Source organism: Mycobacterium sp. NPDC051804 (assembly GCF_044452905.1).
In the GTDB taxonomy this organism is placed as follows: domain Bacteria; phylum Actinomycetota; class Actinomycetes; order Mycobacteriales; family Mycobacteriaceae; genus Mycobacterium.
Genome location: NZ_JBITCD010000002.1, coordinates 38262 through 59429 on the forward strand (window position 1 = coordinate 38262; position 21168 = coordinate 59429).

10 protein-coding genes are annotated in these 21168 nt (G+C 64.2%); 5 read left to right on the forward strand and 5 right to left on the reverse strand.

Features of this window, described 5'->3' with window-relative positions; translation table 11 throughout:
- Positions 1 to 3: 3 nt before the first annotated feature.
- The 3 genes from msrB (at position 4) to ACIA48_RS05835 (ending at position 13871) form a co-directional block, all read left to right on the forward strand.
- Positions 4 to 417 (forward strand): peptide-methionine (R)-S-oxide reductase MsrB, encoded by a 414-nt coding sequence (msrB, locus tag ACIA48_RS05825; protein WP_396728629.1) that lies wholly within the window; start codon positions 4 to 6, stop codon positions 415 to 417.
- Positions 418 to 552: 135 nt separating this feature from the next.
- Positions 553 to 1620: a phosphotransferase gene (locus ACIA48_RS05830; RefSeq protein ID WP_396728631.1), complete on the forward strand. Its 1068-nt coding sequence runs from the start codon at positions 553 to 555 to the stop codon at positions 1618 to 1620.
- A 2-nt stretch (positions 1621 to 1622) separates the two neighbouring features.
- Positions 1623 to 13871 carry a nuclear transport factor 2 family protein gene (locus tag ACIA48_RS05835; RefSeq protein ID WP_396728633.1) on the forward strand — a complete coding sequence of 4083 codons (12249 nt, stop codon included), beginning with the start codon at positions 1623 to 1625 and terminating at the stop codon, positions 13869 to 13871.
- On the opposite strand, the gene ACIA48_RS05840 is transcribed toward ACIA48_RS05835, so the two are convergent.
- The 5 genes from ACIA48_RS05840 to hemE all read right to left on the reverse strand — a co-directional run bounded on the left by ACIA48_RS05840 (position 13868) and on the right by hemE (position 19059).
- Positions 13868 to 14179 carry a hypothetical protein gene (locus tag ACIA48_RS05840; protein ID WP_396728635.1) on the reverse strand — a complete coding sequence of 104 codons (312 nt, stop codon included), beginning with the start codon at positions 14177 to 14179 and terminating at the stop codon, positions 13868 to 13870. The genes ACIA48_RS05835 and ACIA48_RS05840 overlap by 4 nt on opposite strands.
- Positions 14180 to 14271: 92 nt before the next feature.
- Entirely contained in the window at positions 14272 to 15921 is a 1650-nt protein-coding gene (locus ACIA48_RS05845; RefSeq protein ID WP_396728637.1) for an NAD-dependent malic enzyme, read from the reverse strand.
- A 24-nt stretch (positions 15922 to 15945) separates the two neighbouring features.
- Positions 15946 to 16641 (reverse strand): hydrogen peroxide-dependent heme synthase, encoded by a 696-nt coding sequence (gene hemQ / locus ACIA48_RS05850; RefSeq protein WP_396728639.1) that lies wholly within the window; start codon positions 16639 to 16641, stop codon positions 15946 to 15948.
- A gap of 4 nt (positions 16642 to 16645) precedes the next feature.
- The gene (locus ACIA48_RS05855) at positions 16646 to 18013 is read right to left on the reverse strand and encodes a protoporphyrinogen oxidase (RefSeq protein ID WP_396728641.1); all 1368 of its coding nucleotides are present in this window, start codon (positions 18011 to 18013) and stop codon (positions 16646 to 16648) included.
- Positions 18010 to 19059, reverse strand: a complete 1050-nt coding sequence (gene hemE, locus ACIA48_RS05860) for a uroporphyrinogen decarboxylase (RefSeq protein WP_396728643.1) — start codon at positions 19057 to 19059, stop codon at positions 18010 to 18012. Before hemE ends, ACIA48_RS05855 begins: the two co-directional genes overlap by 4 nt.
- Before the next feature lie 189 nt (positions 19060 to 19248).
- Here hemE and ACIA48_RS05865 point away from each other — a divergent pair, with 189 nt between their 5' ends.
- Both ACIA48_RS05865 and ACIA48_RS05870 read left to right on the forward strand, forming a co-directional pair.
- Positions 19249 to 19830, forward strand: coding sequence for a DUF3000 domain-containing protein (locus ACIA48_RS05865; RefSeq protein WP_396728645.1), 582 nt, complete (start codon positions 19249 to 19251; stop codon positions 19828 to 19830).
- 3 nt (positions 19831 to 19833) lie between these two features.
- Positions 19834 to 21129 (forward strand): HRDC domain-containing protein, encoded by a 1296-nt coding sequence (locus ACIA48_RS05870; RefSeq protein WP_396728647.1) that lies wholly within the window; start codon positions 19834 to 19836, stop codon positions 21127 to 21129.
- The last annotated feature ends 39 nt before the right edge of the window (positions 21130 to 21168 follow it).

Here is a 21168-nt window from a genome sequence, read left to right on the forward strand (position 1 = left end):
GATATGACGACGCCCGGCCCCCAGTTGCAGCTGACCGACGATGAGTGGCGCAAGAAGCTCAACCCTCAGGAATTCCACGTCCTACGCGAGGCAGGCACCGAGCGCCCTTTCGTCGGTGAATACACCGACACCAAGACCGAAGGCGTCTATCAATGCCGGGCCTGCGGCGCAGAGTTGTTCCGCAGCAGCGAGAAGTTCGAATCCCACTGTGGCTGGCCGTCGTTCTTCGATCCGGCCAATTCCGATGCGGTGATTCTGCGTTCCGACGACACGTTGGGCATGCACCGTGTCGAAGTCATCTGCGCCAACTGCCACAGCCACCTCGGCCACGTCTTCGAAGGCGAGGGATACCCAACGCCGACCGACCAGCGCTACTGCATCAACTCCATCTCCCTGAAGCTGGTGCCCGCGGAGTAACCCACGGGGCGTTACCTCGTCGGATTTTTGCTGACGCAAGCAGTGGCCGCATGTGTTGCTCGCAGTCAGCACTGATGGCCACGTGATCTCGTACGATTAGTTCGCCCGCGGGGAGGTTGCAGGGGAGGCCCAGCCATGCCGAAAATCCCGGTCGATCCGCTTTCGGTGACACCGGCCTGGCTGAGCGAGGCTCTCGGCGCTGACGTGCACGAATGCGAGCTCGAGCAGATCGGCATCGGCGTCGGACTGCTCGGCCGCCTGTTTCGCGCCCATCTCAAAGGCGGTCCGGGCGTGCCGGCAACGGTCGTGGTCAAGCTCCCCACGCTCGACATCACCGCGCGGACGAACCTGTGCGAGGACCTCGAAATGTACCTCCGCGAGGTTCGCTTCTACGAGCAGATCGGCCTCGCCAATCCTCTGCCCCCGGCGCGTCACTATTTCGCCGCAATCGACGACGCGACGCACGACTTCGTCCTCGTTCTCGAAGACCTCGGCCGGCTTCGCCTTGCTGATCAACTCGTGGGGTGTTCGGCTCAGGACGCGGCGACGGTGATCGACGGCATCGCCCGGCACCACGCTTACTGGTGGGACAACGACCTCCTCGCGTCGGTGCCGTGGTTGATGGATTACGGCAGCCCTCAGTTCATAGACGCCATCACCACGAATTTTTCGGCCGCCTGGTCGAAATTCTTGGAACGAGTCGGTTCGGAGCTGTCCCCCGCCGTCCGCCACTTCGGCGACCGGTTCCAATCGATGATCCCGTGGTTTCTCGACCAAGTCACTCGTCGGCCGTGCACATTCCTACACGGCGACCTCCGTCTCGACCAATTGTTCTTTTCAGTCAGCGCCGACGATCCGCCGGTGACGGCGCTCGACTGGCAGCTCGCCGGAAGGGGTCGCGGCGCCTACGACCTGGCCTATTTCCTCGGCCAAAGCATGACCACGGATGACCGGCGCAATTGCGAGGATGCCTTGCTCGAGCGGTACGCCGGCCGTCTGGCCGAACACGGAATCCACTATCCGCAAGAAGAGTTGCGTGACGACTACAGGCTCGCCACCGCGTGGTGCTTCATCTATCCCGTCATGGCTGAGGGCCGAATCGAAATCATCAATGACCGGAATCAACAACTCACCCGGACCATGCGCACACGCGCGGTCGCTGCGCTCGAGGACCGCGACGGCTTTTCACTCGGGCCGGACTGACTATGGCCGAGAACCGCCGCTCTTGCGCAGACTGCGGGACGCCCAATGAAGAGGACTCCCGCTTCTGCGAAGGGTGCGGCGGTGCGCTCGCGCGCAAGTGCACGGCCTGCGGGGTGGAATCCCGTGCGACGGCCCGGTTCTGCCGTGGATGCGGTGCTCCGCTCGACGGCCAAGTAGCGACCGATTCCGAGCTTCCAGCCGCTGGGCCGGCACGCAAGACGGTAACCGTGATGTTCGCCGACTTGGTCGGCTCGACGAGCTTCGAGGAGAACGTAGACGCCGAGACCGCGCGCGAGGTGATCGGCCGGTATCACGACCTGCTTCGCTCGACCGCAGAACGCCACCGCGCGGGTGTGACGAAGTACATCGGCGACGGGTTCATGGCCGTCTGGGGTGTACCCGAGATTGGGCCGGATGACGCTGCGCGGGCCGTTGACGCGGCAGTCGAGTTGCAGGAACGGTTTGTCGATGTGGCGACCGAGATCGCGAAAACCCATAGCGCACAGCTCACTTTGCGCGTCGCAGTGAATACCGGTGAGGTCGTGGTCGGGACCGGCGACGCCGACCTCGTCGGCGACGCGTTGAACGTCGGGGCCCGGCTCGAAGCCGAGTGCCCGCGCGGCCACGTTGTCGTCGGCGAGGAAACGTGGCGCGCGACCCGCACCCGATACGGCTACGAGTCGCTGGGGCAGGTGCAGGTGAAGGGGCGCAATGCGCCGGTGGCGGTATACCAGTGGCTCGGCCGACAGTCCGAGGCTGCCGCGCCGTTCGTCGGACGTTCCGGCGAGGTCCGACGACTGCAGGCGGTGCTCGACGACGCAATCGCCACACGCGTCGCGCGGCTGGTGACAGTGATCGGCGACCCGGGCGTCGGCAAGAGCCGCTTAGCCACGGAATTCACTGCCGCGCATGGTGATATCTGTGTCATCGAGGCCCGGTGCGCCGCAGAGCGAACCGTCGCCCTCGGGCCGATCGTCGAACTGCTGCGGGCGCGCGATCTCGAAACCGATGTTCCCCCAGGCGTACCCGAGCGAGATCGCTTGCTACGTGATCTCAACGGCCTTACTGAAGGCGTCGCCGGCTCCGTCGAAGAATACTTCTGGGCCTTACGCAGATACATCGAAGTATTGGCGGCCGACGTCCCGGTGCTGCTGGTGCTTGACGACATCCAGTGGGCCGGAACGCTGCTTCTCGATTTCATCGAGCACCTCATGGAATGGGTGCAGGACGTGCCGGTCCTCGTGCTGGCCCTGGCACGCCCGGAGCTCCGCGAGATCCGGCCCGACTTCGTCATCGTGAGCCGCTGGGTGTCCGAAGCGGTCCCGCTCAGCGGGCTCGACGCCCAAGCCACTGCCGAACTCGCCGCCAACGTGCTTGGTGCCGGACAACTGCCCGATGAACTGCTGCGCCGGCTTCCGTCATCCACCGGAGGCAACCCCCTGTTCGTGCGTGAGCTCGTCGGAATGCTCGCCCACGACGGCGTTCTCGTCGAGCAGCCCTCGGGTTGGCGCCTCACGATCGATGTCGACGCCATCGCCATTCCACCGACCATTCATGCCCTGCTGGCTTCACGGCTGGAACGACTCGACGGCACCGATCGGCGCGTACTCGAAATCGCGTCAGTGGTCGGCACCGACTTCTCCGTCGGCACCATCCGTGCGCTCGCCGATGCCGGCGCTGAAGGAGTGAAGCGGTCCCTCGACCGGCTTCGCCGGCTCGAACTCGCACAGCCGAGCGGTACATACGTCGGCGACGAACCGGTATGGCGCTTCCACCACGTATTGATCCGCGACGTCGCTTACCGTCGGCTGCTCAAGTCCGACCGCGCGGACCTGCACGAGCGACTCGCCGACTGGGTGGCATCAGGCGGCGCGAGTGTTGCATTCGACAACGATGAGCTGATCGCCAGGCATCTGGACGCCGCGCACACGTACCGCCTCGAACTCGGCAACGCCGACGAGCACACCGGCGATCTGGCCCTGCGCGCCGCGCGCCACTACGCCGCATCCGCGCGCCGCGCACTCGACCGCGATGAGCTCGTCTCCGCAGGCACTCAGGCCGCACGGGCCTCAGCGCTTGCCAATGCAGATCCGGCGGTCCACGCCGAACTGCTCGTCACCGGCTGCGAGGCTTTCCTGTCCGCCGGCGACGTCGCCGCCGGTGCACCGCTGGTCGACGAACTGGAGCGCATCGCTGACGATGCGCTGCAACCGTGGGCCGCGTGCTACCGGTGCCAGTTCATCGTTTACACCGCCCCGGAGCGGCTCTTGGAAGTCGATTCGCGTCTGCAGGGTGCCATCGACGAGTTCAGCCGTCGCACAGATCCCACTGGACTGGCAAAGGCGCACCGCGTGCGCGCGAGCGCGCGGTTCCGCCTCGGAAGGGTCGGCGACGCGGAGGTCGACCTGTTCGAAGCGCTGATCGCCGCGCGCCAAAGCGGTGACCACAGGCAGATCACGGCAGCCCTCGGCGCGGCGCCAGGTGCTGCGCTATGGGGGCCGAGTCCAGTGCCCAAGGCTGGCGGACGATGCCTTGACGTGGTCCGGATGCAGCGGATGACCACGGCCGCACCATCTCTCGAGGCCACATCGATGCGCCACCTGGCGGTGCTCGAACTGCTGCGAGGCCGACCGGACAAGGCACGCACGATGCTGGCCGACGCCCGACAGATCGTCGCCGATCTCGGACTGCGCCACGGGTTGATGGAGACCGAACTGTTCGCCGGGATCATCGAGTCGATGGAGGGTGACCCGGTCGCCGCCGAGCCGCACTTCCGGACGGCGCTGGAAGGTTTGGACGCGTTGGGTGTCGGCGCTGACGCCGGCCAAGCCGCGGCGCTTTTGGCGAAATCGGTTCTCGCACAGGGTCGGATCGATGAAGCCGACGGTTACGCCGCCGAAAGCGAGCGTCTTGCCGGGCGCAATCTGAAGACTGCGATCGCCTGGCGGGCGGTACGCGCCGAAATCTTGGCGGCTCACGGCCGACACGGCGAGGCCGCGGCGATGGCCCGGGAAGCCGTGTCGGTCGCCGCGAGTACAGACCTGGTACTTGACCACGCCGAAGCCTGCCTCGCGATGAGCCGCGTGCACGCAGCCGCCGGTGACGCGCCAGGCGCGAGGTCCGCTCGATCCGAGGCTGAGATGCTCTATGCGGCAAAAGAAGTAGCGAATACGATCGCTCAGGGCGCTGAACCGGTATCGGTACCACCCAGTGTCGAGGCGCCACCGACTGCCTCCCGGCTAGCGGTCGTCAACGAGGCCTGCCGAATCCTAGCTGTGTACGACGAGGCGCTGAACGCAGGCGCCGTCGAAGCGACCGTTCGCTGTTATGCCGACCAATTCGTTTACGACGATCGCCGCCGGATGAGCGGCGATCCCGTCCGCGGCCGCGGAGCGATACGTGCAGCGATCGCACGGCTTCTTGAGCAGTACACCCACTTCGAGTTTCGTGTATTGGCAGTCAGGGGCCGAAATGTCGCGCTCTTGCGAAGTCGTTCGTCCGACGACCACGGCAATGAGACCGTCACGCTCGGGGTGGTGGAGACCGACGACCATGGACTTCTCGTCTATTTGGGCCGCTTCGAAGAAGACGACTTCGAAGGTGCGCTGTGCGAACTTCAACGCCGCTACTACGAAGGAGAGGGCGCGGCGAACGCAGAGACAGGTGCGCTGTCCACCGCGATCCTTGTCGCACTCAACCGCGGCGAGTACGACCGCGTGTTCGGCGAGCTCAGCGCGCCCGATATGCATATCGAAAATCGTTCTAGCTCGTTCGTACCAGATCGGTCGACCAACGAACTGCGCACGAGTTGGAGCGAGCTCAGCGCGCTGGTTTCCTCGTCGCGAACATGGCCCTCTGCGGTGTACTGGCTTAATCCGCAGTTGTACGTGGCTCGCATCGAGCGCGAGGCGCTAGGGCACGACGACGAGCACTATTCGTGGGCTTTCCTTCTAGTGGGAGAGGCCAAAGACGGTCGAGCGGCTTTGATGTGCCAATTCGACCTCGACGACGAAGCGGCGGCGTTCGCTTATGCCGAGGAGCGAATGCGGTCGACCACGAGCAGGCTGGCGGTCACAAACAGGTCCAGTGAAACCTTGCTTGCATTCACGACCGCAATCGAAACCCACGATGTCGACCTTGCCCTTGAGCTTTACTCGGATCGTCTCGTCTGCGAGTACCACGGCAGCCTCGGCGGTGAGCCGATTACTGATCTCGACGCAATGCGAAACGCGATCCAGCTCGTATTCGAGCAGTTCAACCACCTCGAGACACGCACGCTTGCGGTCCGCGGCGAGCGATCACATCTTTATTGGTCCCGCATCTCAGACGAGCACGGAAACCAGTCGAGCTACCTCTTCGTCAACGAGGTTGATGAGCGCGGGCGGATCATCTACCAAGGCGGCTTCGACGACGCTGACTTCGAAAGTGCCTACCGAGAGCTCGAACGCCGCTACTACGCCGGAGAAGGCGCGGCGTTCGCCGAGGAAGGTGCACGAGGGACCGACTGGATAACTTTGCTCAATCAAGGCGACTACGACCGGCTTTTCAGAGAGCTTGCAGCACCCGACGTCCGGCTAGAGAATCGGTCCACCTCAGCACTCGGCAGCCAGTCCATCCCCGAGCTCCGTTCCAGCCTGCAGGAGCTCGACGCCATGGTTGCCTCGAGGCAAAGCTGGCACTCCGCTCTGCACTGGCTGTCGCCACACTGGGTCATCGTCCGCTTCGAACGCGAGGCGGTCGGGTTTGACGGCGAGCAATACGGGTGGTCGTGGCTCGATGTGTACGAAATCCGCGGTCGTTTCATGTCGGCCTGTCGATTCGACGTCGAGGACGAAGTGGCGGCGCTCGCCTACGCCGAAGAGCGCATGCGCGCGACCGACAGCAGGCTGGCTGTCTCGAACCAATCCTGCAATTTCATGCCGCCATTCGTTGCAGCGCTGCGGGTCGGCGATGCCGAGGGTGTCGTCAACGCGTTCGCAGATGGGTTTGTTTACGATGATCGTCGTCGCCTCAGCGGTGACCCCATTGTCGGCCATGAGGCGATGCGTGCCGCGGTTCGACGAATCTTCGAGCAGTACAACCAGTTCGAATTCCGCGTTCTGGCGGTACGTGGTGACCGCCTGAACCTTCTGTGGAGTCGATGGGCCGACGACAACGGGAACGAGACGACAACTCTGTACGTCAACGAGACCGACGACGAGGGTCGCGTTTACTACCACGCCCGCTTCGACGAAGAGGATTTCGTTGGGGCGTATCGAGAGCTGGAACGCCGCTACTACGCCGCCGAGGGAGCGGCATTCGCTGCCGGAGGCGCCGTCGGGACGGAATGGGTGATCGCACTCAACGAAGGACACTTCGACCTGGTCTTCGAAGAACTGACGATGTCCGATATGCGGGTCGAAAATCGGTCGCTATCCCTGTTCGGAGATAGGTCCGCCGACGAGCTTCGCGCCACCTTCGAAGATCTGAATGACACGGTCACCGTTTCGCACACATGGATCTCGGCCGTGGTCTGGCTCTCGCCCGAGTGTGTGGTCACCCGCTTCGAGCGTGAGGCCATCGGCCACGACGGCGAGATCTACACGTGGACAAGGATTCACGTCGCCGAGGTTCGTGACGGCCGGATCGCGTCGAGCTGCCGCTTTGAAATCGATGACGAGGAATCAGCCTTCGCGTATGCCAACGAACGCGTGCAAGCAGCCACCAGGCGCCTCGCGGTGACCAACCGTGCGTCCGATGTGGTGATTCCTTTCTTCAACGCACTCAACGCCCACGACGCCAACGGCGCTCTCGAGACCGTCTCGGAGCAGTTTGTGTTCGACGACCATCGACGATTGAGCGGCGACGCCGTCGTGGGCCGCGACGCGATGCGGGTGGCCATCGGACGCGTGCTCGAGCAGTACACCCATTTCGAGTCTCGTGTGCTGGCGGTACGCGGCGAGCGGGTGACCATGGTCTGGTCACGCTTTTCGGACGACGACGGAAACGAGACGGTCAATCTCAACGTTGCCGAGATCGACGACGACGCACTCGGCTATTACCTCGGACGCTTCGACGAAGACGACTTCGAAGGCGCGTATCGAGAGCTCGAACGCCGCTACTACGCTGGCGAGGGCGCTGCCTTCGCTGAAGGCGGCGTGCTTTCCACCGCAACGGTTGTCGCCCTAAACCGCGGTGACTACGACCGGGTGGTCACTGAACTCTGCGTCCCAGATATGCAAATTGAGAACCGCTCGCGGTCGGCGTTTCCGGACCGCTCAGCCAACGATCTGCGTGCCAGCTGGGAAGAGCTGGATGCGATGGTCTCCTCGTCCCGCACGTGGTTCTCGGTGGTGCATTGGGTGTCGCCACGGTGGACTATCAGTCGACTCGACCGGGACGCGGTTGGACACCATGGCGAGTCGTATGCATGGGCTTTTCTTCTCGTCGCCGAGGTCAAGGATGGCCGCTCTGGGTCGATGTGCCAATTCAATCTGGAGGACGAGGACGCGGCATTCGCCTACGCCGACGAGCAGATGCGCGCGACCACCAGCCGGCTTGCCGTCACAAATCGATCCTGCGAATTCCTACCCGCATTCTTTGCGGCGCTCCGCGCCCATGATGTCGACCGCCTTTTCGGTTACTTCTCCGATCAGCTTGTGTACGTGGACCGTCGGCGACTGAGCGGTGATCCCGTCATCGGACTTGAGGCCCTGCGGCGTGCTGCCGTTCGTGTCTTTGGCGACTACACACGATTCGAGTATCACGTTCTCGCTGTGCGCGGCGACCGGCTACACCTCCTGTTGAGCCGCTGGTCGGACGACGGAGGCAATGAATCGACCCATTTGCATGTGGAGGAATGGAGCGACGACGGCTTCCTTGAGTTCTGGGGCCGCTTCGACGAGGAAGACTTCGAAGGCGCCTACCGTGAACTCGAACGCCGCTACTACGAAGGCGAGGGCACTGAGTTCGCTGAAGTCGGGGCGTTGTCCACCTCAGTGGTTGTCGCCGTGAATAAAGGTGACTACGACCGCGTGCTCGGTGAGCTCGTTACCGCCGATCTGAGAATGGAGAACCGCTCGTCCTCGGCGTTGCCAGACCTATCCGCCAGTGACCTGCTCAACAGCTGGAATGCGCTGGACGCTATGGTCGCCTCCTCGCGCACGTGGTTCTCAGTGGTGCACCTACTCTCGTCGGAGTGCGGCGTCAGTCGCGTTGAGCGGGAGGCCGTGGGACGCGGTGGCGAGGTATACACGTGGACGTTCATTCTTGTCGCGGAGGTTACACGCGGCCGCATTTCGAGGATGTGCCAGTTTGACGCCGATGCGGAGGGTGCGGCATTCGCGTACGCCGAGGAACGTGTGCGAGCGAAGCGCAGTCGGCTTGCGGTTGCGAATAGAGCGGCTGAAACGGTCAACGAACTGGTCCGCGCCATTGTCGCGGGTGATGCCGACCATGCGATCGCGTGTTACGCGGATTCGTTCGCGTATGACGATTGTCGAAGCATCAGCGGAGACCCCATCAACGGTAGTGTTGCAATGCGCGCTGCCCTCGGTCGACTGTTGGAGCAATACAACCATTTTGAGGCGAATGCGTTTGCGGTACGAGGCGAGAGACTGCATCTAGGCTTCGGTCGCTTCTCGAATGACTCGGGATACGAGACGACCTATCTGATCGTCCACGAAGTTGTCGACGGACGGATCAGCTACGAAGGTCGCTTCGACGAGGATGACTTTGAAGGCGCCTATCGCGAGCTCGAACGCCGCTACTACGCCGGAGAGGGCGCCGCCTTCACCGAAATGGGCACGATAGGTACTGAATTCGTCATCGCACTGAACACCCTTGATTTCAAGCGCATGTCCGACACCGTCTCGGAAACTGACTTCCGTATCGAGAACCGGTCAAGTTCGCCACTCGCGCACCGATCATTCGCAGAATTTCGGGCCAGCCTCGAAGAACTGGACGCGATGGTCGAATCGGCCAGGACATGGAACTCGGCACTGCGGATCGTGTCTCCGAATTGCGCAGTTGCGCGTCAAGAACGGGAAGCAGTCGGGCACGACGGTGCACAGTACGTATGGTCCCGACTGGTCGTCAGTGAGTTCCGCGATGGTCAATTCACAGTGGCTTGCGAGTTCGACCTCGAAGACGAAGAGGCGGCCTTCGCATACGCCGAAGAGCGGATGCGGGCGAGCAAGGGTCGGCTCTCGCTAAGCAACCGCGCCAGTCAGACGTCACGTGCATTGGTCGCGGCTCTGAACGACAACGACCTCGATGGCGCGACGAAATGCTTCTCGGATCGATTCGTCTTCGCCGACCAGCGACGGTTGGGCGGAAACCCGCTTGACGACATACGGACAGCGCTGGGGCGGATTCTTGAGCAGTACAGCTACTTTGAAGGACGCACGTTGGCGGTGCGCGGCGATACGCTTCATCTGTTGAAGGGTCGATGGTCGGACGACTCCGGCAACGAGACGAGTTATCTACACGTTCAAGAGGTCGATGATAACGGCCTGATGATCCGCGAAGCCCGCTTCGACGAAGACGACTTTGAAAGCGCCTACCGCGAACTGAACCGACGTTATTACGCCGGGGAGGGTGCAGCGTACGCCGCGGCAGGCGAGATAGTCACTGAGTACGTGATCGCCCTGCACCGGGGCGACCTTGACCGCGCAGTCGGCGAGCTGAGTGCTCCTGACTTTCGCCTCGAAAACCGTTCGCGGTCCGTCTTCGGCGATCGCACGGGAGCCGAATTCCGCGCAGCTCAAGAGGAACTGAACATGATGGTCACTTCGGTGCGGACCTTCAACTCGGTGATGCGCTGGTTGTCTCCTACCGTGGCGGTCAGCCGATTCGAGCGCGAAGCCCTCGGGCACGACCACGAGCGCTATGCGTGGAACTTCATCATCGTCTCGGAGATCCACGATGGCCGCGTTGCGAAGGTACGGCAGTTCGATCTCGAAGACGAGACCGCAGCGTTCGAGTACGCCGACGAACGGGCGCGTGCGGACGTCAGCCGCCTAGCAGCTGAGAACCGCGCGAGCGAGACATGCCGTCAATTCGTCGCAGCGCTGAACGCCAACGACCCTGAGGGCGCGGTCGAGTTTTTCTCGAAGCATTGGGAATTCGACGACCAGCGTCGACTAGCCGGAAACCCGCTCTCAGATGCGCACGCGGCTGTCTCGGGAATTATGGCTCAGTACCACACTTTCGAATTGCAAACTCTGGCCGTGCGCGGCGAGCGTCTCCATCTGTGCTGGAGCCGGTGGTCCGATGACTCCGGCAACCAAACTTGTCACTTACACGTGCAGGAAGTCGACTGCGACGGGCGCTTCGCCTACGAGGGCCGTTTTGACGAGGACGACTTCGAGAGTGCCTACAGCGAATTGGAGCGCCGCTACTACACCGGTGACGGTACCGCCTACGCCGACCTGTTGATCGGTGGTACCGATTGGCTGAACACCCTCAACAAGGGTGAGATAGATCGCGTGTTCGACGAACTCGCGACACCTGACTTCTACGTCCAGACTCGATCGAGTTCGGTTTTCGGCAATCGCTCCGCGACCGAAGTTCGCGCCAGTCTCACAGACCTCCAGGACATGGTCGCCTGGGTGCGGACGTGGAACGTGGCGGAGCATCCCCTGTCGCCGACTTGGGGCGTCGTCCGCCAACAACGTGATGCGGTCGGACGGGAGGGCGAGCAGTACACCTGGACATGGATTTACGTCTGCGAGTTCCGCGGCCGACAGATCGCGTCGCTGTGCCAGTTCGACGTCGAAGACGAGGCTGCAGCGTTCGAGTACGCCGAGGAGCGGATTCGGACGCGAGACAGCCGACTCCCGATCACGAACCTGGCCAAGCAAACATGGGACAAGGTAGGGCGAATCTTGATAGCGCACGACGCCGACGCTATGGCCGAGTGCTACGCCCAGGATTTCGAGTTCGACGATCGGCGATGGTTGCGTGGAAGTCCGCCCAACGACATTCGTGATGCTGTTGAGCTCATTCTGGAGCAGTACACACAATTCGAGGGACGCTCGCTGGCGGTCCGCGGCGAGCATCTGCACCTCGGCTCGGGCCGTTGGTCGAATGACTCCGGCTTCGAGACCTCCTATTTCTTTGTGCATGAGGTGGATGACGATGGACGCATCGTCTATGAGGGACGCTTCGACGAAGACAACTTCGCCTTGGCAAATCTCGAGTTCGAGCAACGGTATTACGCCGGGGAAGGTGCGGCATTTGCCGGATCGGCGGTCGCGACTACCGAGTCGATCTTCGCCTTCAACACGGGCGACCTGGACCGAATGTTCGAGCTCGCCTCTCCTGAAATGCGTTACGAAGTACAGTCTCGATCGGTCATTCCCAGTCGTTCGAAGGCCGAGATGCGCGCCGGGCTCGAGGACTTGTGCACCTGGGTCTCGTCGTTGCGATCGTGGTTCGCCGCAGTGCAATGGTTGTCGCCATCGTGCTGCGTTGCACGCAACGAGCGAGAAGCAGTTGGGCACGATGGCGAGAACTACTCATGGACGAAGCTGTACGTAGTCGAAATCCGCGATGGCCGCGGCGTCTCCTCGTGCGAGTTCGAACTCGACGACGAGGACGCGGCGTTCGCGTACGCCGAAGAGGTCGCGCGAGCGGGATCCACCCGGCTCTCCACCACTAACCGAGCCAGCCGAGCGGGTGAGACGGTCCAGCAGGCGCTGCGACAGCGCAACGCCGCGAGCGCCGCAACGTGCTACTCGGCGTCATTCGAGTACAGCGACCAAAGATCGCTGGGTGGCAATCCGCCCATGGACATGCGCAGCGCCACCGAACGCGTCCTCGAGCAGTACACCCACTTTCAGGGACGCACCTTGGCGGTGAGAGGTGAGAACTTGGCGCTCGGTTGGACTCGCTGGTCCGATGACGCCGGTTTCGAGACGACCTATTTGAGCGTTCACGAGGTCGGTGGTGACGGACTCATCAACTACGCCAGCCGATTCGACGAGGACGACTTCAACGCCGCCTATCGCGAATTCACGCGACGATTCGCCGCCGGTGAAGGCGCCGACGTTGCCGACGCTGTCGTAGCCGGCGCGGAGTATCTGATCGCGATCAACGAGGGCAACTTCGACCTGTTCCAGCAGCTGATCTGTCCCGATTTTCGCGTTGAGAACCGAACGCGCACAGGACTTCCCGATCGCTCAGCCGACGAACTGCGGACCTCCTACGAGGAGTTGCGCGCGATGGTCGGCCCGTCTCTGTCGTGGAACTCTGCCGAGTGCTGGCTATCCCCTTCGGTTGGGGTAGTCCGTCACGAGCGTGAGACGTTCGGACGAGACGGCGAGCAGTACGCGTGGACGAAAGTCATGGTGTCCGAATGGCATGACGGGCGATGCACACATTTGTGCTTGTTCGAACCCGACGAGGAGGCGGCCGCGTTTGCGTATGCCGAGGAGCGCGTGCGAGCGATCCCGAGAAGGCTCGCCGTCACCAATCGCGCGAAGCGGACTATGGACGCGATCGACAGAGCCAGTCAAGCTGGCGATTTCGCCAGTGCAGCTGCGTTTTACCCGCCCTCCCTTGTGTACGAAGACCGAAGGCGGCTGAGCGGTGACCCGGTCGGAAACATGCGCACCGCCATTGAGCGAATCGCCGAGCAGTACGTGCAATACGAGTTCCGCACACTTGCGGTGCGCGGTGACCATTTGCACCTCGGCTGGACCCGCTGGGTGAGTGAGTCCGGATTCGAGTCAAGCTCTTTGTGGGTGCACGAGGTCGGCGAGGACGGGCAGATGGTCTATCAATGCCGATTCGACGAAGACGATTTCAACGCCGCGTACCGAGAGCTCACGCGACGCTACTGCGCAGGGGAAGGCGCAGCTTTCGCAGAGGGCGTCATACCCGGGGCCGAGTGGCTGATTAATTTGAACAACCGCGAGTTGGACCGGGTGTTCGGCGAACTCACAGACCCAGCAGCGCGGATCGAGAATCGGTCGAGTTCGGCCTTCCCCGATCGCTCGGCGAGAGATCTCCGCACCAGCTTCGAGGATCTGTACGAGATGGTCACATCGGCGCGGTCGTGGAACTCAGCCGAATGCTGGTTGAACGCGACGTGTGCCGTGATCCGCCACGAGCGTCAAGCGATCGGAAAGGACGGCGAACAGTACGCCTGGACGAAGCTCTACGTTCTGGAGATCCGCGACGGTCGCATCACTGGTTGGTGCGAGTTCGCCGTGGAAGACGAGGCGGCGGCGTTCGCCTACGCCGAGAAACGAATCCGCAGCGGCTAGCCGGGGTAGACGCCGAACTCAGCCGCGTCTTCGGTGTCGGCTACACACTGGAAAATCAGCGGCGCCGTCATCGCATTGCCGGAGTAGCAGGTGAACGGCCCGATCACCTGAAACTTGTCGCCGTTGGGGTCGTACTGAGCGGCAAAGTCCGCCGCGGTGGCGCAGTCGATATCGCCGGCCGTGATCACGATGCTCTGCCCGTCAGCCGGCGCGCAATGCTCCCCGCCCGGTGGTTGCGCGACCGCATTCGGCGCCATCACAAGCGCGACTATCGGCAACGACGCGGCAACCAACGCCTTGATGCTCATCGACCAATGATGACCCCGCTTCGCCGAGACTGCTGAGAGATCGCGATTTGACTGAAAATTGCGATCTCTCAGCAGGCTCGGCTAACGGCGCCCTACCGGTAATCGGGAAGCCAGCGCACCTCGTCGATGCGAGCCGCGAGTTCGTCGTCGCTGCGTTGCGGAGCGACGCCGTCCGCGACGGCCTGCCGCCCCACCGCGAGCGCGATTCGCACCGCGATCTCCGGAACTTCCGACCACGCGGGCAGCAGCGGCTGGTTGGGATCCGCCAGCGCGGGCGACGCGTCACCGAGGCTCGCGGCCGCGGCACGCATCATCTCGTCGGTGACCCTCGTCGCCTGCGCCGCCGTCACCGCCAACCCCATCGCGGGGAAAATGTACGCGTTGTTGCACTGCGCGACGGGCCGCTCGACGCCGTCACGAACCAACGGTGCAAACGGTGAGCCCGTCGCGATCAGCGCCCGCCCGTCGGTCCACTGGTCCAACTCGGCGGGATGCGCCTCAGCCCGACTGGTCGGATTGGACAGCGGGAAGATGATCGGCCGTTCCGTCTTCGCCGCGAGCTCGCGCACGATCTCTTCGGTGAAGGCACCCGCAGCCGTCGAAAGACCCAGCAGCACACCGCAATCCACATGATGAACGACGTCAGCCAGCTGCGCGTGCCCCGCCAATCCCCAGCCGGCAACGCTGTTGGCCGGCTGGGCGAATGCGCGCTGACCTTCGGACAGATCGGTACGGTCATCGGTGAGCAGTCCCACGACGTCGACGACCCAGATCCGCGACGCCGCTTCCTGTTCGGAGAGCCCTTGCGCGACCATCTCCCGCTTGACCATGTTCAGCACGCCAATTCCGGCCGATCCGGCACCCAGCATCACGACCTGCTGCTGCGACAGCGGCCGGCCCGCGATGTTCGCCGCACCGTGCAGCGCACCGAGCGCGACGGCGGCGGTGCCCTGAATGTCGTCGTTGAAGGTCAGCAGCTTGTCGCGGTACCGCTCCAGGATCGGCTGTGCGTGCGCGGTGGCGAAGTCTTCCCACTGCAGCAATACATCGGGCATCTCCTCGTGCACCGCGGAGACGAACTCGTCGATGAACTCGAAGTACTCGTCCTCGCCGATCCGCCGGTGCCGCCAGCCGAGGTACTGGGGGTCCTCGAGCAGTTCGACGTTGTCGGTGCCCACGTCGAGCACGATCGGCAGGGTGCGCGCCGGGTTGATACCGCCGATGAGCGTGTAAAGCGAAAGCTTGCCGATGGGAATGCCCATACCGCCGATGCCCTGATCGCCGAGCCCGAGAATGCGTTGACCATCGGTCACCACGATCACGTCGACGTCGCGCCGGCCGGTCGGACGGTTGCGAAGGATCTCCCGCAGATATTCGCGATCCGGATACGACACGAACAGGCCGCGCGGCTTGCGGTAGATCTTGCTGAACCGCTGGCACGCCTCGCCGACGGTCGGTGTGTACACAATCGGCATGGTTTCGGGTATGTGGTCGCGCAGCAGCCGATAAAACAGTGTCTCGTTGCGGTCCTGCAAAGCCCGCAGATAGATGTGCTGATCTAGACCCTCACGGCGAGTACTGAATTCGCGCCAGCTGTGCTCGACCTGCTCGTCGAGCGTCTTCTCCGCGGTCGGCAGCAGACCCAATATTCCGTACTTGCGCCGCTCGGCGTGGGTGAAGGCGGTCCCCTTCGTGGTCAGCGCGTCAAACAGCCTGTCCTGGCCGGTTTTTGCCTCAGACAACGGGGTCCTTCCGCTCAGAGCCGGTTACGGGAGTCTGGTGACCAACTCTTCCACGCTCACCCGCGGGCCGGTGAAGAACGGCGTCTCTTCGCGGGTGTGGCGGCGGGCGTCGGTCGCACGCAGCTCACGCATCAGGTCGACGATGCGGTACAACTCTGGCGCCTCGAACGCCAGGATCCACTCGTAGTCCCCGAGCGCGAAGGCGGGCACCGTGTTCGCGCGGACGTCCTTGTATTCGCGAGCGGCCATGCCGTGCTCTGCGAGCATCTTTCGGCGCTCGTCGTCGGGCAGCAGATACCACTCCAACGATCGAACGAACGGATAGACACAGACGTAATTGCCCGGCTCCTCGCCGGCGAGGAACGCCGGAATATGGCTCTTGTTGAACTCGGCAGGCCGATGCAGCGCCACGCTGCTCCACACCGGCTCACTCACACGGCCCAGCGTCGTCGTGCGACGGAAGTCGGAATACGTGGCCTGCAGCGCCTCGACGGTCTCCGCGTGGGTCCAGAACATGAAGTCGGCATCGGCCCGCATGCCGGCGATGTCGTAGATTCCCCGAACCACGACGCCCTTGTCTTCCTGCTGCTTGAGGAACGTCGCCGTCTCGTCGACCACGGCCGAGCGTTCGTCGCCCAACTCCCCCGGCTCCACCGAGAACACCGAAAACATCAGGTAGCGAACAGTCGAGTTGAGCGCGTCGTAGTCGAGCTTGGTCATAGCCCTATCGTGCCACGCGCGTGGTGACCAGCGACGCGGCCGCCCGCGTGGCCGCCCCCACACACGCAGGCACGCCGATACCGTCCAAATACGCACCCGCGACAGCCAACGTCGGCGGCAGGCCGGCTCGCAGCTCGGCGATCAGTGCGCCGTGCCCCGGCCCATATTGCGGCATCGCGTCGATCCACCGCTGGACGTGACAATCCTCGGGCTCCACGGACAACCCGAACACCGTCTCCAGATCTTGGCCCGCCCACTGCAGCAAATCTTCGTCGCCCGCCCGACGCGCCAGTTCGTCGCCGAACCTGCCGTACGACAGACGAACCAACTCGACGTTGCCGTGTCGGCCCCACTTCTGCGTCGAAAGAGTTATCGCCTTGGCGCGCAACCGTTCTCCACCGGCCACCAGCACCCCTGACTGTTTCGGCACCGGCGTCCCGCCGGGCAGTGCCAACGCCACTAGCGCGCTGGACGCCACGCCGATACGTCGTGCCGCCGCGGCCGTGCGCGGGGCGACGCCCTCGGCCAGCCGAGCGAGCCGCGGTGCGGGAACGGCCAGCACCATCGCGTCGGCATGGTGACGTCCGCCCTCGTCATCGATGATCTTCCAGCCCCGCTGGGAATGATCGACCTGCTCGACGCCGACCTGAAGCCAACGGAAGTCCGCGCGCCGGACGAGCTCCTCGACCAGCACCGTGTAGCCGCCCTCGATCGCCCCGAAGACCGATCCGGTCGCCACCGACGGCCCCGCCGCCGTCAGCGCATCGCGCACCGCGTCGGTCAGACTGCGCGCACCCCGGTCCAGCGCCGCCGTCAGCGCCGGAAGGGCCGACCGCACGCCGATCGTGGCCGACGACCCCGCGTAAACGCCGGCCAGCATCGGATCAACCGAGCGGGCCACCACCTGGTCACCGAATCGGTCTCCGACCAGCTCCGCAACCGAGGGGTCAGCGCCAGGACGCCAGCTGAACGGCCGGCCGCGCTCGTCACGAATTCGCGCCAGCGTCGCGGCGTCCACCAGGCCGGCCAGCGCCGCCGGATGTGCTGGGACGCCCTGCAACGTGTCCGCCGGCAACGGATGCAGCCGCCCCTGGCTGTAGATCAGTGGCCGCGCGCCCGTAGTGCCGATTTGGCGGCCGCTCAGGCCTAGCTCCGCCAGCAGGGCGGGTACCTCGGGACGGCGGGCGACGAAGGCTTCCGCGCCGACGTCCATCAGCTGGCCACCGATTCGCTCGGTGCGCAATACACCGCCAAGCCGGTCGGCCGGATCGAACAGGGTTATCGACGCGTCCGGCCCCGCTGAGATCCGCAGCCGATAAGCGGCGACGAGGCCTGAAATACCGCCGCCGACAATGCAATACGACACGGTCACAACGAGTGCACCAACGAAACCAGTTCCGTGATCACGCCCGGATCGGTAGCCGGCAGCACGCCGTGACCGAGGTTGAAGATGTGGCCGGCGGCTCCGGCGTCGATCGCGCGACGGGCGTCCTCGACGACAGCCCTCGCCGCCCGTTCGACGACCGGCCAGCCCGCGAGCAGAACGACCGGATCGAGGTTGCCCTGCAGTGCGGTATTGGGCGCCACCCGCGTCGCCGCGTCAGCCAGCGAAGTGCGCCAGTCGACGCCGACGACATTCGCTCCGGCCTCGCCCATCGCGCCGAGCAGTTCCGCTGTGCCCACCCCGAAATGGGTCATTGGCACGCCCGCGTCCTTGAGCGTGGAGAACACCCGTGAGCTGTGCGGCAGCACATATGCGCGGTAGTCGGCCAGCGAGAGCGTCCCGGCCCACGAATCAAACAGCTGAATCGCGTCCACACCAGCGCTGAGCTGCGTCTGCAGGAACGCGATCGTCACATCGGTCAACGCCGTCATGAGCGCGTGCCAGGTGTCGGATTCGCCGAACATCATGGCCTTGGTGTGCTCGTGGTTACGGCTCGGACCACCCTCCACGAGATAGGAAGCCAGCGTGAACGGCGCCCCCGCAAAGCCGATGAGCGGAACATCGCCGAGCTCGCCCACCAGCTGCGTGACCGCCTGAGCGACCGGCGCAACCTGTTCCTGTTCGAGCGGTTTGATCGCGTTGACGTCGGCGATGGAGCGAACCGGATGTTCGATGACCGGTCCGACGTCGGGCACGATGTCGAGTTCGATCCCCGCGGCCCGCAGCGGTACGACGATGTCGGAGAACAGGATGGCGGCGTCCACGCCGTGCCTGCGAATCGGCTGCAGCGTGATCTCGGTGATCAGATCCGCGTCGAAGCACGCCTGCATCATCGTGTTCTTCGCTCGCAGCGCCCGGTACTCAGGCAGCGAACGTCCGGCCTGCCGCATGAACCACACCGGCACATGGCTCGGTTTGTGGCCGCGAGCGGCGGCGAGATAGGGCGAGTCGGGCAGCTCACGGCGGGTAGTCATCGTGTCCAATGCTGCCATGCGACCCCGCCGGCGCCCCAATTCGCGGTCCGGTGCGAGCTGTCTTCGCTCTGTGGACAGGCAGACCTTTCAGGGGTTCAGCAAACAACGCCTGACCACGGCAGATCCCCTCACCGGCCGAAATCGGCGCGCCTGCGCACAGACCTGGCCAAATGGGGCTAGCTTCGAACGGTGACCACCGCCGAACCGGCTCAATTCCGCGAAGCGGTGGCGGCGATGAATGCCACCACCGTGCGAGCAGAGATCGAGCTCGGCCCAATTCGCCCGCCTCAGCGGCTGGCGCCCTACAGCTATGCGCTGGGGGCTGAGGTACGCCATCCCGAGACGGCCATCGTTCCCGAACGCTCCGAGGGTGATGCGTTCGGACGGCTGATCCTGCTACACGACCCCGAAGGTGCCGAAGCATGGGATGGCACGATGCGACTCGTGGCCTATATCCAGGCGGACCTCGACTCCAGTGAAGCCGTCGACCCGCTGTTGCCCGAAGTCGCGTGGAGCTGGCTCGTCGACGCCCTGGAATCGCGGGCCGAACACGTCACCGCGCTGGGCGGCACCGTCACCGCGACCACGTCGGTGCGCTACGGCGACATCTCCGGTCCACCACGCGCACATCAGCTGGAGCTGCGCGCATCGTGGACAGCGACCAACCTGCAATTGGGGCCACATGTCGAGGCCTTCTGCGAGGTGCTCGAGCACGCCGCCGGCCTTCCGCCGTCAGGCGTCACCGACCTGAGCTCCCGCACGCGCGCCTGATCTATGACCGACCCCCAGGAGGCCGGTCCCGAGTCGGGCTCGGAGGATGAGCCGGAAGCCACACCTCTGCTCGCGCCGCACGACGGTGTCCCCGATCTGTCGGTCAGCACACGCGAGATCGAGGCCGCCGCTGAACTTTTGGCGTCCGGTGAGGGACCTTTCGCGGTCGACGCCGAACGCGCATCGGGCTTCCGCTACTCGAATCGCGCCTACCTGATCCAGATTCGGCGGGCCGGTGCGGGCACGGTGCTGATCGACCCCGTCAACCACGGCGGTGATCCCGTCACCACCCTGGCTCCGGTGGCGAAGGTGCTGGCCACCGACGAATGGGTGCTGCACGCGGCCGATCAGGACCTGCCCTGCCTCGCCGAAATCGGTATGCGGCCGACGAAGCTCTACGACACCGAACTCGCGGGTCGCCTGGCCGGCTACGACAAGGTGAACCTCGCCACTATGGTGCAGAAACTCCTCGGCCTGCAGCTGACGAAGGGCCACGGCGCCGCGGACTGGTCGCAACGGCCGCTGCCGCATGACTGGCTGAACTACGCCGCGCTGGACGTCGAAGTGCTACTCGACCTGCGTCACGCCATCGCCGCCGTGCTTGAGGGGCAGCACAAATCCGAGTGGGCCGCACAGGAATTCGAGTACTTACGGACCGTCGAGGCCATGCCGACGCGTCGGGACCGCTGGCGGCGCACTTCAGGCATCCACAAGATCCGTGATGCACGTGCACTGGCAGCGGTGCGTGAACTGTGGACGACCCGTGATCACATCGCCCAGCGCCGCGACATAGCGCCGGGACGCATCCTGCCCGACGCGGCGATCGTCAACGCCGCAACCACTGACCCGGACACGGTCGAGAAGCTCACCGCGCTACCGGTGTTCGGCGGCGCGCGGCAGCGTCGCATGGCGCATGTGTGGCTGGAGGCGCTCGCGCGTGCCCGCACCACCGACGACCCGCCGACATCGCAAGAACCATCCACCGGTCCCCCGCCCGCATCGCGGTGGGCCCGTCGCAAGCCCGAAGCCGCAGTCCGGCTGGAAGCGGCGCGAGCAGGTATCACCGAACTGTCGCAGCGCATTTCGGTGCCGACCGAGAACGTCATCACCCCGGAGATCGTGCGCCGATTGTGTTGGGACTGGCAGCCATTGCCATCGCACGAGGCCACTGAGACGACGATCGACGAGTTTTTGCGAGGGGCGGGGGCACGGCAGTGGCAGCGCGAGCTTGTCGATCCGGTGCTCGCAGATGCGCTCTACTCCCCCGACTCCGACGCCGAGACTGCTGAGGGATCGTGATTTTGCGCGAAATCGCGATCTGACAGCAGTCTCGACGAA

Excerpts from the sequence above, each read along its gene's own strand:
- ACIA48_RS05870 (WP_396728647.1), top strand. The coding sequence starts at position 19,834 with ATGACCGACCCCCAGGAGGCCGGTCCCGAGTCGGGCTCGGAGGATGAG.
- hemE (WP_396728643.1), bottom strand. The coding sequence starts at position 19,059 with ATGACTACCCGCCGTGAGCTGCCCGACTCGCCCTATCTCGCCGCCGCT.
- ACIA48_RS05830 (WP_396728631.1), top strand. The coding sequence starts at position 553 with ATGCCGAAAATCCCGGTCGATCCGCTTTCGGTGACACCGGCCTGGCTG.
- msrB (WP_396728629.1), top strand. The coding sequence starts at position 4 with ATGACGACGCCCGGCCCCCAGTTGCAGCTGACCGACGATGAGTGGCGC.
- hemQ (WP_396728639.1), bottom strand. The coding sequence starts at position 16,641 with ATGACCAAGCTCGACTACGACGCGCTCAACTCGACTGTTCGCTACCTG.
- ACIA48_RS05840 (WP_396728635.1), bottom strand. The coding sequence starts at position 14,179 with ATGAGCATCAAGGCGTTGGTTGCCGCGTCGTTGCCGATAGTCGCGCTT.
- ACIA48_RS05835 (WP_396728633.1), top strand. The coding sequence starts at position 1,623 with ATGGCCGAGAACCGCCGCTCTTGCGCAGACTGCGGGACGCCCAATGAA.